The sequence below is a fragment of the Aeromicrobium endophyticum genome, assembly GCF_003586285.1.
Classification (GTDB): Bacteria; Actinomycetota; Actinomycetes; order Propionibacteriales; family Nocardioidaceae; genus Aeromicrobium; species Aeromicrobium endophyticum.
The window spans coordinates 167481-184924 of the sequence record NZ_QUBR01000002.1 but is presented as its reverse complement, the minus strand read 5'-3'; the positions used below and the strand labels follow the sequence as shown (position 1 = coordinate 184924).

Here is a 17444-nt window from a genome sequence, read left to right as displayed (position 1 = left end):
ACGGGGACGCGGCGGTGACTTCTCCACCGCAAGACCCTCCCTATCGTCGGAGAAGGTGGGCGATCCACCGCTCCGGCGCAGGCCTGGGGCGCCTCAGAGCAGGGGCGCCAGGGGCTTGAGCAGGGCCTCGTAGACGCGCGCGACGAAGGGGCGGCGCATCCACTCGTCGAGACTCAGCTGCTCGCACTTGCCGCAGTCGTCGGCGAAGATCGCCTCCATGCCCTCGGCGAGACCACGGTCGAGGATCTCGAGGTTGATCTCGTAGTTGCCCAGCAGGCTGAGGCGGTCGATGTTGGCCGTGCCGATCGTGGTCCACTCGCCGTCGATCGTGGCGGTCTTGGCGTGCACCATGTGGTCGGCATAGCGGTGGATCTCGACGCCGGCGCGCAGCAGACGTCCGTAGAACCCGCGCGAGAGCCAGTCGGTGACCACGTGGTTGGACACCTTCGGGACGATGATGCGCACCCGCACGCCCCGCAGCCGGGCCTCGAGGATCGCGTCGAGGATGTCGCTGTCGGGGATGAAGTACGCCGCCGTGATGTCGATGCTGCGGTGCGCGCGGTCGATCGCCTCGAGGTACATGCCCCGGATGGGGTACATCAGCTGGCGGGGCACGTTGCGGTGCGCGCGGATCTCCGGGCGCCACCCCGCGGCCGGCAGCTGCGCCAGACGATCGGTGGTGCGCTGCGGGTGAGTGTTCCAGAAGTCGACGAAGGCGTTGTCGAGGTCCCAGACGGCGGGGCCCTCGATGCGCAGGTGCGTGTCGCGCCACTCCGTCGCGTAGGACGCGCCGATGTTGTAGCCGCCGACGTAGGCGACCTCGTCGTCGATCACCAGGATCTTGCGGTGGTCGCGGCCGAGGTGACGCGGGCTCAGCACCTTCCACGACGAGAGCAGTGGGTAGCGCAGCACGTGCACCGGCGCCGGGAACGTCAGGAAGCTCGGCCGCACCACGAGATTGGCGAACTGGTCGTAGACCACGTAGACCTCGACGCCCCGGTCGGCGGCGTCGATCAGCGCTTTCTTGAACCGGCGCCCCATCTCGTCGCCCTTGATGATGTAGGTCTCGAGCAGGATGCGCCGCTGCGCGCCCTCGATGGCCGCGAGCATGTCGTCGAACAGCACGGCACCGTAGGTGTACGTCGTCGCGGTGCTGCCGTCGCCGATGCCGTGCGAGACGGGCTGGGACGGCTCGAGCTCTGGGATCTTGCGCCCCCGCAGCAGTCGCCGCAGCCGGTCGGCCCCCATCAGCGAGAGCACCGCCGCCACCTGGGCGGCCAGCACCGACAGCATCGTGCGGCGGACGAGACGGCGGGTCGACGCTGCCAGTGACATGGCCCCGACCCTAGACGAAGACCGCGACCGGCTTCGCGACCCCTCCGCGCTGCTCGTAGAGCGCCAGGAAGTGCCCCTCGGGATCGAACATCGCCACCGCGCGAGGAGCGCCGAGGTCGATGCCCGTCAGCGCCCGGCCGAAGCGGACGTCCTGCGCCTCGCGCTCGGGCAGGTCGTAGGAGTCGAAGCTCGCCCGGGCGACGTCGTCGAGGTCGATGACGTGCAGCTCGGTCTCGAGCTCGTCGAGCGTGCGCGCCAGCCGCAGCGGGAAGCCGCCCACCCGGGTGCGACGCAGCATCGTCAGGTGCCCGCCGACCCCGAGGTCGTCGCCGATGTCGCGGGCCAGGGCGCGGATGTAGGTGCCGCTGGAGCACACGACCCGCACGTCGACGTCAACGACGTCGGTCTCTCGGTTCCCAGGGAGCGCAGCGACCGTGAGGGAGCGCAGCGACTGAGGGACCAGGTCGAACGCCGAGACGGTGACGGGACGGGCCTTCAGCTCGACCTCCTGCCCGGCACGGACCTTGGCGTACGACCGCACGCCGTCGACCTTGATCGCCGACACCGATGACGGCACCTGCTGGATGTCGCCGGTGTAGCGCGGCAGCACGGCGCGCACGGCCGCCTCGTCGACGTGCGCGGCCGAGGTCGTCGACGTCACCTCGCCCTCGGCGTCGTCGGTGACGGTCGACTGGCCGAGCCGGATCGTGGCGACGTACTCCTTGTCGGCGTGCGTCAGGTAGCCGAGCAGCCGCGTGGCGCGGTTGATGCCCAGCACCAGCACGCCGGTGGCCATCGGGTCGAGCGTGCCGGCGTGCCCGACCTTCTTGGTGCCGGCCAGGCGTCGCATGCGACCGACGACGTCGTGCGACGTCCACCCGGCCGGCTTGTCGACGATGACCAGGCCCGACGGCCCCGCCGCCGAGGCCGCGGTCACTCGGCGTCCCGCTCGTCGTCCTCGTCGTCGACGGGCTTCTTGTACGGGTCGGGATCGCCGGCGTACTGGGCGCCCGCGGTGCGGGAGAGCACCTCGTCGTCGGACGCCTTGACCTTGGCGAGCAGGTCCTCGATCTCCTTGGCCGTCTCGGGCACCGAGTCGAGGAAGAACGTGATCGAGGGGGTGATGCGGGTGCCGAGCTGCTTCCCGACCTCGGACCGGATGAGGCCGGTCGCGCTGCGGAGCGCCGCGGCGGTGTCGTCGCGCTGCTGCTCGTCGCCCATGACGGTGTAGAACACCGACGCCTGCTGGCCGTCACCGGTCATGCGGACGTCCGTGATCGTCACGAACCCAAGGCGCGGGTCCTTGACGCGTCGTTCGAGCATCTGGGCGACGATCACCTTGATGCGGTCGCCGACCTTGGCGTTGCGGGGTCCTGCCATCGTGCTCACTCCTCCAGGGAAACGGACAGTGCTCCTTGAGCTTGTCGAAAGGTCCTTTCGACAAGCTCAAGGAGCATCTGGGTAGTGCTGACTACGCGCGGGGCTTCTCGCGCAGCTCGAACGTCTCGACGATGTCGCCGATCTTGATGTCGTTGTAGCCACGGAGCACGAGACCGCACTCGAAGCCTTCACGCACCTCGGACACATCGTCCTTCTCGCGGCGCAGGCTGCTGAAGTCGAGGTTGTCTGCGACGACGGAGCCGTCGCGGAGCAGACGAGCCTTCGCGTTGCGCTTGATCGTGCCGCTGGTGACCATGCAACCGGCGATGTTGCCGATCTTGCTGGAGCGGAAGATGTCGCGGATCTCGGCGGTACCGAGCTGCGCCTCCTCGAACTCCGGCTTGAGCAGACCCTTGAGGGACGCCTCGATCTCCTCGATCGCGTTGTAGATGACCGAGTAGTACTTGATCTCGACACCCTCGCGGTCGGCCAGCTCCGTCGCCTTGCCCTGCGGGCGGACGTTGAAGCCGATGATCACGGCGTTGGACGCCGCGGCCAGCATGACGTTGGTCTCGGTGATCGCACCGACACCGCGGTCGATGACCCGCAGCGCGACCTCGTCGCCGACGTCGATCTGGGCCAGTGCGTCCTCGAGCGCCTCGACCGAGCCCGATCCGTCACCCTTGAGGATGAGGAGCAGCTCGTCGGTCTCGCCCTTCTCCATCGAGGACATGAAGTCCTCGAGGGTGCGGCGACCCGTGCGCTGCGCCAGGAGGGCGTTGCGCTCGCGCGCCTCGCGCTTCTCGGCGATCTGACGCGCCAGGCGGTCGTCGCCGACCACCATGAAGTTGTCACCCGCACCGGGCACGGCCGTCAGACCGAGCACCAGAGCCGGACGCGACGGGGTCGCCTCCTCGATGTTCTCGCCGTGCTCGTCGAGCATGGCGCGGACGCGACCGAAGGCCGGTCCGGCGACGATCGAGTCGCCGACCTTGAGCGTTCCTCGGTGGACGAGGACCGTCGCGACAGGGCCGCGGCCACGGTCGAGGTGCGCCTCGATGACGAGTCCCTCGGCGTTCTGCTTCGGGTTGGCGCGCAGGTCGAGCGAGGCGTCGGCCGTGAGGATGACAGCCTCGAGCAGGGCGTCCATGCCGGTGCCGGCCTTGGCCGACACGTCGACGAACATCGTGTCTCCGCCGTACTCCTCGGGCACGAGGCCGTACTCGGTGAGCTGGCCGCGGGCCTTGGTCGGGTCGGCGTCCGGCTTGTCGACCTTGTTGACCGCGACGACGATCGGGACGCCGGCGGCCTTGGCGTGGTTGAGCGCCTCGACCGTCTGCGGCATGACGCCGTCGTCGGCCGCGACCACGAGGATCGCGATGTCGGTCGCCTGGGCACCACGGGCACGCATGGCGGTGAACGCCTCGTGACCGGGGGTGTCGATCAGGGTGATGCGACGCTCGGTGCCGTCGACGTCGGTCGCGACCTGGTAGGCGCCGATGGTCTGCGTGATGCCACCGGCCTCCTTGTCGACGACGTTGCTGCTGCGCAGCGCGTCGAGGAGCTTGGTCTTTCCGTGGTCCACGTGACCCATGACGGTGACGACCGGCGGGCGGGCGATGAGATCGTCCTCGTTGCCCTCGTCCTCGCCGAACTCGATGTCGAACGACTCGAGCAGCTCGCGGTCCTCGTCCTCGGGCGAGATGACCTCGACCGTGTAGTTGAGCTCCTCGCCGAGCAGCAGCAGCGTCTCGTCGTTGGCCGACTGCGTGGCCGTGACGACCTCGCCGAGGTGGAACAGCACCTCGACCAGCGATGCGGAGTCGGCGCCGATCTTGTCGGCGAAGTCGGCCAGCGACGAGCCGCGCGTGAGGCGGACGGTCTCGCCGTTGCCCTTGCGGACGCGGACGCCGCCGATGGCGGGCGCCTGCATCTGGTCGAATTCCTGACGCTTCGCGCGCTTGCTCTTGCGTCCTCGACGCACCGGTCCGCCGGCGCGACCGAACGCGCCCTGCGTGCCGCCGCGGGTGTTGCGACCGGCAGGACCACCCGTGCGGGGAGGTCCGCTGAAGCCGCCGCCACCGGGACGACCCGGAGCACCGCCGCCACCGCCGGGACGGCCGGCGAATCCGCCGCCGCCACCGCCGCCACCGGGACGACCGGGAGCACCGCCGGGACGACCCGGCGCGCCGCCGGGACGACCACCGCGAGCCGCCGACGGGCCCGGGAGGCCCGACTGGCGCGGCATCATCGCGGGGTTGGGACGCGGCATGCCGCCGCCACCGCCGCTGCTGCCGGCGCCCGGAGCGGGCGTCGCGCCACCCTCACGAGCGGCGGGCGGGCGCGGGGTGTTGCGCTGCATGCCCTGCGTGGACGAGAACGGGTTGTTGCCGGGACGGGCGCCACCTGCGGCGGGCGGGCGCGGACCCGGCGTGGGGCCGGGGGTCGCGCGGGCGGCCGGAGCAGCGGGCGCTGCCGGCTTGGCAGCGGCGGGGGTCTCGCTGGCAGCGGCCGGGGCCGGGGCCTGCTTGACGGGTGCCGGCTCGGGGTCGGGCACGACCTTGCGCGGTCCGGGGACCGGGCCGGGGGTGCGTGCCGGCGCAGCCGGGGCCGGGGCCGAGGCGGCAGCGGGCTGCTCGGACGTGTCGGCAGCAGGCGCGGCGGGGGCCGCGGCCGCAGGCTCGGCCGGCTTGGCGGCCGGCTTCTTGCCACCGGACTTCTTGGCGCCCTGCGCGCGCAGGGCGTCGCCGTGCTCCTCGTTGAGGCGCCGGACGACGGGGGCTTCTACGGTCGAGGAAGCCGACTTCACGTACTCACCCATGTCTTTCAGGGTGGACAGGACGACCTTGCTCTCGACGCCGAACTCGCGTGCGAGCTCGTGGACTCTGACAGCCACTTTTCTCCTTCAGGGGGGTCCGACCCCGAAGGAGGATCAGACCACTAGTTGACGAACGTGCTCATTGCGCAGTACTCATCGCGCAGTACTCATCGGCCGAGGCCATTCATGTGGGACATGAGCGAGTGCTCCGATTTCGGTCAGGGAGCGCTGTTGCGCTCCTCGTGGTCATGCTGTGGTTCTCGATCCGTGACGGCGCCGGCCACGGCGTCCAGGTCGAGCGGCCCCTCGACTCGAAGGGCCCGACCGAACGCCTTGCGGCGTGTCGCCAGATCCAGGCACCGGACCGTGGGGTGCAGATGCGCCCCGCGTCCCGGCAGCGTGCCGTGCGGATCGGGAGTCACGACCGTTGCCGTGGACCCCTGAACTGCGACGACTCGCACCAGATCGGCCTTGTCCGAACGTTGCCTGCAACCGATGCACGTCCGGACGACCTCACCCAGTCTACCCGTTTGGCGGAGAGGTTGCGCCATCGGTCAGTCGGCCTGCTCGCGCGGCGCCTCGGTGTCGGAGCGGATGTCGATGCGCCAACCGGTGAGCTTGGCGGCGAGACGGGCGTTCTGGCCCTCCTTGCCGATCGCGAGCGACAGCTGGAAGTCGGGCACGACGACACGGGCCGACCGGGTCGACTCGTCGACGATCGTGACGCTGCGGACCTGCGACGGCGACAGCGCGTGACCGATGAACTCGGCCGGGTCGTCGCTGAAGTCGACGATGTCGATCTTCTCGCCGTGCAGCTCGTGCATGACGTTGCGCACGCGCTGGCCCATCGGGCCGATGCACGAGCCCTTGGCGTTGACGCCGGCGACGTTGGCCCGCACCGCGATCTTGGTGCGGTGACCGGCCTCGCGGGCGATCGCGAAGATCTCGACGGAGCCGTCGGCGATCTCGGGCACCTCGAGCGCGAACAGCAGCTTGACCAGGTTGGGGTGGGTGCGCGAGACCTTCACCCGAGGTCCGCGCAGGCCCTTCTCGACCTCGTAGACGTACGCCTTGAGGCGCTCGCCGTGCGCGTACTTCTCCTCGGGCACGCGCTCGGTGCCGGTGAGGACGGCCTCGACACGACCCAGGTCGAGCATGACGTCCTGCGGGTTGCGACCCTGCTGGATGACGCCCGACACGATGTCGCCGACCTTGCCGGAGAACTCGCCGTACTTCGACTCGTCCTCGGCATCGCGGATCTTCTGCATGATCAGCTGGCGGGCGATCGTGGCGGCGAACCGACCGAAGTCGTCGGGCGTGTCGTCGAACTCGGGCGTGAAGGTCGCCGGCGGGCGGGGTGCCGGCTCCTCCCCCTCGACCGGCTCGGGCGCGGGGGGCGCCTCGATGCGCTCCTTGGCCCACACCGTCACGTGGCCCGACGACCGGTCGAGCTCGACGCGCGCGTGCTGCTTGGCGATGCCGGTCTTCTGGTAGGCCGAGAGCAGCGCGGTCTCGATCGCCTCGCAGATCGCCTCGAAGGGGATCTCCTTCTCGCGCTCGAGGGCGCGCAGGGCGGCCATGTCGATGTCCATCAGGCGTCCTTCCGGTTGAGCTCGACCTGCACGAGCGCTGAGGTGATGTCGGTGTAGTCGTAGCGCGTCGTCGTCCGTCCGAGGATCTCGACCCCGGTGTCGTCGCTCGCGCCGATGCGTCCGTCGACCGAGGAGTCGTCCCCCTCGAGGCGCAGACGGACCAGGCGGCCCTCGTTGCGGCGCCAGTGGCGGGGCTCCGTGAGCGGCCGGTCGACGCCCCGTGAGGTGACCTCGAGCGTGTACGGCTGCTCGCCCATGACCTCGGACGAGTCGAGCACCTCGGACAGCGCGCGGGTCGCGTCGGTGATGTGGTCGATGCCGACGCCGCCGTCGCGGTCGACCGCGATGCGCAGGACGCGCTTGTTGCCGGCCGGGGTGAGGTCGAGCGCTTCGAGATCGAGCCCCAGGGACGTCACGGTGCTCTCGACGAGGGTCTCCAGACTGTCGGTCATGGTGCGTCCTCCGTCTTCGGTTGTCGGCGGGTCGTGTCCTCCGCCGTGCTGCGTCGGTCCACCCTATCGGTAGTCCGGAGGTGCCTCGGACGTCGTGACGTGTCGGGGCGCGTGGCAGCTGTCGGATAGCCTGCCGGGGTGATGACTCGCCGTGCGCTGATCGGCACCGGAGCCGTCGTGGTGGGTGCCGGCGGACTCCTCGTCGCCGCCGAGGCCACCGGACGTCTCGACGACGTCGCCGACGCGGTCGGCATCGACCCCAAGCCGCAGCCCGACCCGGACGACACGCGCGTCCTGCGCCGCGCTGCTCGGGCCACTGCCGAGCTGCAGGCCGCCGTCGCGGCGACCTCGGCCGGCCATCCGGGGCTCGACCTCGCCGCGGTCACCGCTGCCGTCGGCGAGCAGCTGGCCGCGCTGGGCGGCGCGGAGGCACCGGCGGGTGCTGCTCCCCCGGCCGACCAGGGCGCAGCCGTCGACGCGCTGGCACAGGCGCTCGACATCGCCTGCAAGGACCGTGCGCGCGATGCCGTCACGGCGGGCTCGCCGGCGCTCGTGCGGGTGCTGGCGGCGATGTCGGCAGGTCACGCACAGAGCGCCCGCGTCGTCCGGAGCCTGCGATGACGCCGACCGAGGCGCTGCAGGCGTGGCTCGCGCTCGAGCACGAGGCCGTCTGGCTCTACCCCGTGGTCGGCGCCCGGGTCGACAGCCTCGTCAAGACCGCGCGGACGTCGTTCGCCGCGCACCGCGACACCCGTGACTCCCTGGTCGGCCGGCTGCGGTCACGCGGCACGTCGCCGGCCGCGGCCGCCCTGGGCTACGACGTCGGTCCGCTCACGAACGCCGACCAGGCACGCGCAGCGGCGCAGTCGCTCGAGGCACGCATCAGTGCGGCCCTGCTGACCCTGGCCGGGGTCGCGGAGGACGACCTGCGTGCCTACGCGGTGCGGGCCCTTCGGACGTCCGCCCTGGCCGAGCAGACCTGGGGAGCCGCCCCGAGGGCCTTCCCCGGCCTTCCCTGAACCGATCCCGGTCGATCCCGCCCCTCGAGCTTGTCGGAAGGGGCCATTCGACAAGCTCGAGGGGCGCGACTGATCAGGCGCGGAGGGTCGCGATCAGGTCGGCCAGGGCGGCGTCCTGGCGCTCGCCCGTCGCGCGGTCCTTGACCTCGACGACTCCGTCGACGAAGCCCTTGCCGACGACGACGATCGTGGGCACCCCGACGAGCTCGGCGTCCTTGAACTTCACGCCCAGCGACACCTTGCCGGGACGGTCGTCGAACAGCACGTCGAAGCCCTCGCCCACCAGGTCGGCGTACACCTGCTCGGCGCCGGCGACGACCGTCTCGTCCTTGCCCGCCACGATCAGGTGGACGTCGAACGGAGCGAGCTCCTTGGGCCAGATCAGTCCGGCGTCGTCGTGCGAGTACTCCGCCACGGCAGCGACGGCCCGCGAGACGCCCACGCCGTACGAACCCATCGTGACCGTGACCAGCTTGCCGTTCTCGTCGAGCACCTTCAGGTCGAGCACCTCGGCGTACTTGCGGCCGAGCTGGAAGATGTGGCCCACCTCGATGCCACGGGCCAGCTCGAGCGGGCCCGAGCCGTCGGGCGCGGGGTCGCCGGCACGCACCTCGGCGGCCTCGATCGTGCCGTCGGAGGTGAAGTCGCGGCCCGCCACCAGGTCGATCACGTGCGAGCCCTTCTCGTTGGCTCCCGTGACCCACCGTGTGCCGTCGACGACCCGGGGGTCGGTCAGGTAGCGGATGCCCGACGCGTTGTCGGCACCGAGCGCACCCGGCCCGATGTACCCCTTGACGAGCGCCGGGTTCGCGGCGAACTCCTTCTCGTCGAACGGCTCGACCTCGGCCGGCGAGACCGCGGCCTCGAGGCGCTTGGCGTCGACCTCGCGGTCGCCGGGCACGCCGATCGCGAGCGGCTCGCGGGTGCCGTCGGGGTGACGCAGCATCACGAGCACGTTCTTCAGCGTGTCGGACGCGTGCCACGGACGGTCGTCGCGCGGGAACGCCTCGTCGAGGTGGGCCACGAGCGTCGCGATCGTCGGGGTGTCGGGGGTCTGCTCGGCGTGCGCCGCGGGCAGGCCGTCGAACGGGACGGGATCGGGGGCGATCGTCGTGACCGCCTCGACGTTGGCCGCGTAGCCACCCGGCGAGCGCACGAAGGTGTCCTCGCCCGTCTCGGAGACGGCGAGGAACTCCTCGCTGGCCGAGCCACCCATCGCACCGGAGTCGGCGTGCACGATGACGTAGTCGAAGCCCAGGCGGTCGAAGATGCGCACGTAGGCCTCGCGGTGGGCCTGGTAGGACGCCTCGAGCCCTGCGTCGTCGACGTCGAAGGAGTACGAGTCCTTCATGATGAACTCGCGGCCGCGCAGGATGCCGGCACGCGGACGGGCCTCGTCGCGGTACTTGGTCTGGATCTGGAACAGGCTCAGCGGCAGATCCTTGTAGGACGAGTAGAGATCCTTGACCAGCAGCGCGAACATCTCCTCGTGCGTCGGGCCGAGCAGCATGTCGTTGCCGCGCCGGTCCTGCAGGCGGAAGAGGTTGGGGCCGTACTCGGTCCAGCGGTTGGACGCCTCGTAGGGCTCGCGAGGCAGCAGGGCCGGGAACCGCACCTCCTGCGAGCCGATCTCGGCCATCTCCTCGCGGATGATCTTCTCGACCTTGGCCAGCACCTTGAGCCCCAGCGGCAGCCACGAGTAGATGCCGGGCGCGACCCTGCGCACGTAGCCGGCGCGCACGAGCAGCTTGTGGCTCGCCACCTCGGCATCGGCGGGGTCGTCGCGGAGCGTGCGGAGGAAGAGCTTGGACATGCGCATGGCGTCGAGCCTATCGGCCCCGTTCCGGGCCGCCCTGGGTCAGGCTCGGGCGGCCTTGAGGGCGATGCGGATCATGGGGGCCTGGAGCGGGAGCCGGAGCACCGTGCCCGCCTTGTACCAAGCGGGTGCGCGCGAGCTGCGCAGCGCATCGGCCGTCATCTGGACGTTGGCCGGGAAGACGCCGGCGAGCAGCGCGACGGCACCCAGGCCGCCCAGGCGGCGCGTGCGGGGGTGCAGCATCATCGCGCCGGCCGCGATCTCGACGACGCCCGACGCGTAGACCAGGTCCTTCTTGCGCGGGAGCACCTTCGGCACGATGTTCTCGAACGGCCCCGGCTTGACGAGGTGGAGCACCCCGATGCCGATGAAGGCGCTGCCCATGATGGTGATGTCGCGTGTCATGCAGGCACCCTAGTCGCGGCGCTCCGGCCGTGCAGGCCCGCTACAGCAGGATCGACGCGAACGTCGTGGTCTGCTCGAACCCGACCCGCTCGTACGTGCGGCGAGCAGCCGTGTTGTGGTCGTTGACGTACAGCGTGACGACCGGCGCCACGGTCTGCCTGACCTGCCGCACGACGGCCGCCAGGGCCGGCACCGCCAGCCCGCGCCCGCGCAGGTCGGGGTGCACGTAGACGCCCTGCAGCTGGCAGGCGTCGCGCGTCGCCGCCCCGACCTCGGTCTTGAACAGCACGCGACCGTCCTCGATGATCGCGAACGACCACCCTTGCGAGATCAGCTGCGCCACCCGCGCCCGATATCCGCTGCGGCTGCCCGCCTCGGGGTCGACCCCCACCTCTTCGGTGAACATCGCCACCGACGCCGGGTAGAGGACGTCGAACTCGTCGATCAGCACGGGCCGCACGCGCGGGTCGGGCGCCACGCGGCTGTCGCGCGCCATCGTCATGAAGGGTTGCGACAGCCGAGGCGACCGGGCAGGGCCCCAGCGCGGCTCGAGCAGCGCCCAGAACGGGATGACCACGTCACGGGGCCCGACGACCGACGACGGACGGATGTTGTCGGCGAGCACCCGCTCGGCGAACGCCGACAGCGCGGCGGGGGTGGCCTCGACGGGCACCAGGTTGGCCCCTGCGTGGCACGCCGACACCAAGCTGCCGTCCTCGAAGTAGCCCCACACCTGGCCGCCCAGCCAGCGGGCCTGCAGCTTGGTGGAGTCGACCCGGTTGCGGACGAAGAGGTTGACCAAGGGGTCGCGGTCGAGCAGACGATGCAGGTCTGGGAGGTCGTCTGGTGTCAGCGCACGAACATGCGCCGTCGTCTTCAGCACTGTGCCTCCCGGTCCGGTCGGTACAGCCTACGACCCGGGGGTGTCCCGGCGGTGGAGGACGTCGGGCGCAGCAGCGTCAGCTGACCGTGACGGCGGCCGAACCGCCCTCGACGGGCTCCATGTCCTCGGCCAGACGCATGGCCTCCTCGATGAGGGTCTCGACGATCTTCGACTCAGGGACGGTCTTGATGACCTCGCCCTTGACGAAGATCTGGCCCTTGCCGTTGCCCGAGGCGACGCCGAGGTCGGCCTCGCGCGCCTCGCCCGGCCCGTTGACGACGCAGCCCATGACCGCGACGCGCAGCGGAACCTCCATGCCCTCGAGCCCGGCCGTGACCTGCTCGGCCAGCGTGTAGACGTCGACCTGCGCGCGCCCGCACGACGGGCACGAGACGATCTCGAGCTTGCGCGGTCGCAGGTTGAGCGACTGCAGGATCTGGATGCCGACCTTGACCTCCTCGACCGGCGGGGCCGAGAGGGAGACTCGGATCGTGTCGCCGATGCCCTTGCTGAGCAGCGAGCCGAACGCCACCGAGCTCTTGATCGTGCCCTGGAACGCCGGACCGGCCTCGGTCACGCCGAGGTGCAGCGGCCAGTCGCCCCGCTCGGACAGCAGCTCGTAGGCCTTGACCATCACGACCGGGTCGTTGTGCTTGACCGAGATCTTGAAGTCGTGGAAGTCGTGCTCCTCGAACAGCGACGCCTCCCAGACGGCCGACTCGACCAGCGCCTCGGGGGTGGCCGAGCCGTACTTGTCGAAGATGCGCTTGTCGAGCGAGCCGGCGTTGACGCCGATGCGGATCGACGTGCCGGCGTCCTTGGCCGCGCGCGCGATGGCGCCGACCTGGTCGTCGAACTTGCGGATGTTGCCGGGGTTGACCCGCACGGCGGCGCAGCCGGCGTCGATCGCGGCGAACACGTACTTCGGCTGGAAGTGGATGTCGGCGATGACCGGGATGTTCGAGTGCCGGGCGATCTCGGGCAGCGCGTCGGCATCGTCCTGGCTGGGGCACGCCACACGGACGATGTCGCAGCCGGCGGCCGTGAGCTCGGCGATCTGCTGCAGCGTGGTGTTGACGTCGGACGTCAGCGTGGTGGTCATCGACTGCACCGAGACGGGTGCGTCGCCGCCGACGTCGACCGTGCCGACCTTGATCTTGCGGGTCTTGCGGCGCGGCGCGAGCACCGGCGGCGGCATGGCGGGGAGTCCCAGATCGGTCATGACGTCACCGTCGTGGAAGAGGCATGGAACGACGGCGTCGTCATGAGCATCTGATGATTCCCTCGCTGGCGCTCGGTCATGACAGGGATACCGGGTTGACGATGTCGGCGTAGATCAGGATCACGCTCATCAGCATAAGGAGGGCACCCATGGCGTAGGCCACGGGCAGCATCTTCGCGACGTCGACGTAGCCCGGATCGGGTGCCCCGCGCAGCTTCGCGAAGCCCCGCCGGACGGCCTCCCACAGGGCGCCGGCGATGTGGCCGCCGTCGAGCGGCAGCAGCGGGATGAAGTTGAACATCGCGAGGAACAGGTTGAGCCCCGCCAGCAGCACCAGCACCCGCTGAGCGCGCTCGGTCCACGTCGGGTCGTCGACCGTGAACGACTCCCCCGCCACCCGGCTCGCGCCGACGACGCTGATCGGCCCCTCGGGGTCGCGGTCGGCGCCGAACGCCGCCTTGGTGACGTCGACCATGCGCTCGGGCAGGTGCCAGATGGCCTTGGCCGTGCCCTCGACGTAGTCGCCCATGACCTGCGCGACGTAGACGGGGCCCTGGCGCTGCATCTGCTCGCGGGGCTGCACGCCGAGGAAGCCGACCTCGACCGTTCGCGTCGGGTCGTCGAGGTCGGCGCGGGCCAGCACCGAGGTGGCGACCGTCGCGCTCATCGGACGTCCGTCACGCTCGAAGTCGATACGGGCCTCGCGGGAGCCGTTGGCGCGGATGACCTGCGAGAGCTCGTCCCAGTCGTCGATCTGGCGCCCGTTGAAGCCCGTGATGCGGTCACCGGCCTCGAGACCGGCCTTGCTGGCCGGCGTCTGCGGGTCGGTGGGCTGGCACGTGCGACCCGCCTCGGCATCGCTGATGGCGCAGTCGGAGACGGCCTGGACGGTCGTGGTCGGGGTGAGCGCCCCGAACCCCATGAACACCACGGCGAACAGGAACACCGCGATCACGATGTTGACCATGGGGCCGCCGGCCATCACGATCAGCTTCTGCCACCACGGCTTGCGGTAGAACAGCCGGTCGAGGTCCTTGTCGTCGACGTGCTCGTACTCGGCGTTGCGCGCGTCGGAGATCAGCTGCGTGAACAGGCCCGTGTTGGTCTTGCGCACCTCGTGCGGATCGGCGTTCTTGGCCGGCGGCAGCATGCCGACGAGCTTGACGTAGCCGCCGAGCGGGATCGCCTTGAAGCCGTACTCGGTCTCGCCACGCTTGGTCGACCAGACGGTGTTGCCGAAGCCGACGAAGAACTGCGTGACCTTGATGCCGAACTTCTTGGCCGGGTACATGTGCCCCAGCTCGTGCAGCGCGATCGACAGCACGACGCCGATCACGAAGACGACCACACCGAGGGTGTAGATCAGTGCGTTCATCGTTGTTCCACCCGTTCTGAGGCTCGGGCACGCGCCCAGGCGTCGGCGTCCAGCACGCCGCGGAGGGACATCTCTTGACGAGCCGCGTCGGGATCGCGGACGTGCTCGTCGAGGATCTCACCCACCGTGTCCACTATGCCGAGGAAGTCCAACCGTCCGTCGACGAATGCCTGCACGCACACCTCGTTGGCGGCATTGAGCACCGCCGGCGCGGTACGTCCGAAGGTGCCGGCCGTGCGGGCCAGCCCGACAGCCGGGAACGCCTGCTCGTCGAGCGGGAAGAACTCCCAGGTCGCCGGCACGCTCCAGTCGCAGCCGGCGGCCACGTCGGGCACGCGGCCCGGCCACGACAGGCCGAGCGCGATCGGCAGCTTCATGTCGGGTGGCGACGCCTGCACCATCGTGGCGCCGTCGACGAACTCGACCATCGAGTGCACGATCGACGGCGGGTGCACCACGACGTCGATGCGGTCGAAGCCGATGCCGAACAGCAGGTGGGCCTCGATGACCTCGAGCCCCTTGTTGACCAGCGTGGCGGAGTTGATCGTGATGACCGGGCCCATGTCCCACGTGGGGTGCGCCATGGCCTGCTCGGGGGTGACGTCGGCGAGCTCGGCCCGGCTGCGACCGCGGAAGGGTCCGCCGCTGGCGGTGACGACGAGGCGGCGGACGTCGTCGGGGCTCTCGCCGCGCATGGCCTGGGCCAGCGCGGAGTGCTCGGAGTCGACCGGCACGAGCTGTCCCGGCGCGGCCGCGTCGATCACGAGCGAGCCGCCGATGATGAGCGACTCCTTGTTGGCCAGGGCCAGCGTCGTGCCCGCCTCGAGCGCGGCGAGCGTCGGCAGGAGGCCGACGGCCCCGGTCATCCCGTTGAGGACGACGTCGCAGGGGGTGCGGGCCAGCTCGGTGGCGGCATCGGGGCCGGCGACCAGGCGGGGGATGCGGTGGTCGCCGTGGGCGTAGCCCTGCCGCTGTGCCTCGGCGTACAGCGCCAGCTGGACGTCCTCGGCGGCGCTGGCCCGCGCCACGGCCACCACCGGCACGTCGAAGGCGATGGCCTGCTCGGCCAGCAACCGGGGGTGGGCGCCGCCGGCGGCCAGGCCAACGACCTCGAAGCGGTCGGGGTGGGCGGCGATGACCTCGAGGGCCTGGGTGCCGATCGATCCGGTCGAGCCGAGGACGACCACTCGCTTGCGCATGCGGTCATTGTCGCACCCGGCGTCGATGCAGGGCCGCGAACGACAGTGGCGACGCGCTGGTGTGCGCGTCGCCACTGTCATGGTCCGGGACGTGCGGGCGAGGATGTCCTGTCGCCGCCCGCACGCCCCGGAGGTCTACTTCACCTCGGAGCGGAGCACGGTCCACACGCCGACGGCCAGCGGAATGACGAGCCAGATCAGGCCGGAGGTCGCGAGCTGCGCCCACTCCTCACCGTGCGGCCCGCCGTCGAACAGCGGGGTCTGCGCGTCGCCGAAGTCGAACCACGGCTGGATGTCCTTGAACCAGTCCTGCAGCGAGGCGAGGATGCCGAAGATCGTCGGCAGCAGGAACTGGTAGGCCACGTAGGCCACGATGGCCCCGGGCGTGTTGCGGATCAGGACGCCGAGCATGAAGCCGACGAGCAGCCCCAGGACGTTGGCGACCACGATCAGCACCAGGTCGAGCGCCGACATGTTCCAGACCGCGTCCGTGCCGTTGACCGCCGCGCCGATGATGTTGCCGATGGCGCCGATCGCGAGCGCGAGCACCATGCCGGTCGCGCCGACGATCACGGCGGCCAGGGCCTTCGCGAGGATCACGCCGGCACGGTGCGGGACGAGCGTGAAGGTGATCAGCCCGGTGCGCTGGCTCCACTCCCCCGTGACCGACAAGATCGCGATGACCGGCAGCAGCAGCGCCATCGGGAACCCGACGGCGCTCGCGAAGACCGAGTACTCCAGGTTGCGGTCGGGCACGAACAGGATGCAGCCGATCGTCGCGAGCAGGGCGACGATCGCGATGCTCATCATCAGCCAGAAGCCCGACCGGGTGTTGAACATCTTGCGGATCTCGACCTTGACGAGCCGGCTCAGCGGCACCCCGGGACGGGTCGTGTCGATCGTGATGGGTTCGGCGGTGGTGCTCATGCGGTCGCTCCTTCGCGCTGGGTGGTCGACGTCAGCTGGAGGAACATCTCCTCCAGGCCGGCGCCGTCGGCGGGACGCAGCTCGACGAGCGCGACACCGGCTGCCGCGGCGGCCTTGCCGACCGTGGCAGGATCGGCCTCGGTGCGCAGACCGCCGTCGCCCGACGGGCCTGCCGTGATGCCGGCCGCGGTCAGCGCATTGGCCAGCGCCGACGGATCGGCGGCCTTCACGAACGTCCCCGCGGTCTGCAGCAGCTCGGCCTTGGTGCCCTCGGCGACGATCTTGCCCTGGCCGATGACGATGATCTCGTCGGCGATGACCTCGATCTCGTGCAGGAGGTGCGACGACAGCAGCACCGTGCCGCCGCGGTTGGCGTAGTCGCGCAGCAGGCTGCGCATCCAGTGGATGCCGGCGGGGTCGAGGCCGTTGGCGGGCTCGTCGAGCATCAAGATCTTCGGATCGCCCATCAACGCGTTGGCGATGCCGAGGCGCTGGCGCATGCCGAGCGAGTAGTTCTTGACCCGGCGCTTCGACTCGGCCGGGGTGAGGCTCACCAGGGCGAGCATCTCGTCGACCCGCGACATCGGCAGGCCCATCGTGAGGGCGCTGAGCGTGAGGATCTCGCGGCCGGTGCGGCCGGCGTGCTGGGCCGAAGCGTCGAGGAGCACCCCGATCTGCGTGCCGGGGTTGGGGATGTCGAGGTAGTTGACGCCGCTCACGTGGGCGGACCCGGAGGTGGCGGGCGTGAGACCGGCGATGATGCGCATGGTCGTGGACTTGCCGGCACCGTTCGGGCCGAGGAAGCCCGTGACGGCTCCCGGTCGGCACGTGAACGAGACGTCGTCGACGGCGCGGTAGGCACCGTAGGTCTTGGTGAGACGGTCAACTGTGATCATGACTCCACTGTGGTGCACCGGAGCCGCCGAGTCATCCACCCGGCGTCCATGTCGCGCTAGCCGAAAGTATGAGCGGTCGCAGACCTTCGCCCGTGGAGGACGGCCTGGCCCGCCCCTAGCCTTGG

17 protein-coding genes are annotated in these 17444 nt (G+C 70.5%); 2 read left to right on the top strand and 15 right to left on the bottom strand.

The window, feature by feature from the left end; translation table 11 throughout:
* Positions 1–93: 93 nt before the first annotated feature.
* From DX116_RS11455 to rimP, 7 genes are all read right to left on the bottom strand, one after another.
* A complete protein-coding gene (locus tag DX116_RS11455) occupies positions 94–1335 on the bottom strand; it encodes a phospholipase D-like domain-containing protein (RefSeq protein ID WP_119704406.1) in 1242 nt (413 codons plus the stop codon).
* Positions 1336–1345: 10 nt separating this feature from the next.
* Entirely contained in the window at positions 1346–2272 is a 927-nt protein-coding gene (truB, locus tag DX116_RS11450; protein WP_119704405.1) for a tRNA pseudouridine(55) synthase TruB, read from the bottom strand.
* A complete protein-coding gene (rbfA, locus tag DX116_RS11445; protein ID WP_119705600.1) occupies positions 2269–2715 on the bottom strand; it encodes a 30S ribosome-binding factor RbfA in 447 nt (148 codons plus the stop codon). The genes truB and rbfA overlap by 4 nt, the downstream gene beginning before the upstream one ends.
* Positions 2716–2806: 91 nt before the next feature.
* Entirely contained in the window at positions 2807–5611 is a 2805-nt protein-coding gene (infB, locus tag DX116_RS11440) for a translation initiation factor IF-2 (protein WP_119704404.1), read from the bottom strand.
* A gap of 140 nt (positions 5612–5751) precedes the next feature.
* The gene (locus DX116_RS11435; protein ID WP_119704403.1) at positions 5752–6084 is read right to left on the bottom strand and encodes a YlxR family protein; all 333 of its coding nucleotides are present in this window, start codon (positions 6082–6084) and stop codon (positions 5752–5754) included.
* Positions 6085–6087: 3 nt separating this feature from the next.
* Positions 6088–7125, bottom strand: a complete 1038-nt coding sequence (nusA, locus tag DX116_RS11430) for a transcription termination factor NusA (RefSeq protein WP_119704402.1) — start codon at positions 7123–7125, stop codon at positions 6088–6090.
* Complete coding sequence (gene rimP / locus DX116_RS11425) at positions 7125–7577, bottom strand: ribosome maturation factor RimP (RefSeq protein ID WP_119704401.1); 453 nt, start codon at positions 7575–7577, stop codon at positions 7125–7127. Before rimP ends, nusA begins: the two co-directional genes overlap by 1 nt.
* A gap of 138 nt (positions 7578–7715) precedes the next feature.
* Between rimP and DX116_RS11420 the strand changes: the two genes are divergently transcribed.
* Positions 7716–8198, top strand: coding sequence for a hypothetical protein (locus DX116_RS11420; protein WP_147393652.1), 483 nt, complete (start codon positions 7716–7718; stop codon positions 8196–8198).
* Complete coding sequence (locus DX116_RS11415; RefSeq protein ID WP_119704399.1) at positions 8195–8596, top strand: DUF4439 domain-containing protein; 402 nt, start codon at positions 8195–8197, stop codon at positions 8594–8596. Before DX116_RS11420 ends, DX116_RS11415 begins: the two co-directional genes overlap by 4 nt.
* Positions 8597–8669: 73 nt before the next feature.
* Here the strand turns inward: DX116_RS11415 and DX116_RS11410 are convergent, their stop codons facing one another.
* The 8 genes from DX116_RS11410 to DX116_RS11375 all read right to left on the bottom strand — a co-directional run bounded on the left by DX116_RS11410 (position 8670) and on the right by DX116_RS11375 (position 17319).
* Positions 8670–10415 (bottom strand): proline--tRNA ligase, encoded by a 1746-nt coding sequence (locus DX116_RS11410; RefSeq protein WP_119704398.1) that lies wholly within the window; start codon positions 10413–10415, stop codon positions 8670–8672.
* A gap of 39 nt (positions 10416–10454) precedes the next feature.
* The gene (locus DX116_RS11405; RefSeq protein ID WP_119704397.1) at positions 10455–10817 is read right to left on the bottom strand and encodes a DoxX family protein; all 363 of its coding nucleotides are present in this window, start codon (positions 10815–10817) and stop codon (positions 10455–10457) included.
* 40 nt (positions 10818–10857) lie between these two features.
* Positions 10858–11700, bottom strand: a complete 843-nt coding sequence (locus DX116_RS11400) for a GNAT family N-acetyltransferase (protein WP_119704396.1) — start codon at positions 11698–11700, stop codon at positions 10858–10860.
* 76 nt (positions 11701–11776) lie between these two features.
* Positions 11777–12922, bottom strand: coding sequence for a flavodoxin-dependent (E)-4-hydroxy-3-methylbut-2-enyl-diphosphate synthase (gene ispG, locus DX116_RS11395; RefSeq protein WP_119704395.1), 1146 nt, complete (start codon positions 12920–12922; stop codon positions 11777–11779).
* 76 nt (positions 12923–12998) lie between these two features.
* Positions 12999–14297, bottom strand: coding sequence for a M50 family metallopeptidase (locus DX116_RS11390; RefSeq protein WP_119704394.1), 1299 nt, complete (start codon positions 14295–14297; stop codon positions 12999–13001).
* On the bottom strand, positions 14294–15496 hold the full coding sequence (gene dxr, locus DX116_RS11385; protein WP_119704393.1) for a 1-deoxy-D-xylulose-5-phosphate reductoisomerase: 1203 nt from the start codon (positions 15494–15496) through the stop codon (positions 14294–14296). Before dxr ends, DX116_RS11390 begins: the two co-directional genes overlap by 4 nt.
* Before the next feature lie 135 nt (positions 15497–15631).
* Positions 15632–16423 carry an ABC-2 transporter permease gene (locus tag DX116_RS11380; RefSeq protein WP_119704392.1) on the bottom strand — a complete coding sequence of 264 codons (792 nt, stop codon included), beginning with the start codon at positions 16421–16423 and terminating at the stop codon, positions 15632–15634.
* Entirely contained in the window at positions 16420–17319 is a 900-nt protein-coding gene (locus DX116_RS11375; protein WP_119704391.1) for an ABC transporter ATP-binding protein, read from the bottom strand. The genes DX116_RS11380 and DX116_RS11375 overlap by 4 nt, the downstream gene beginning before the upstream one ends.
* Between the last annotated feature and the right edge of the window lie 125 nt (positions 17320–17444).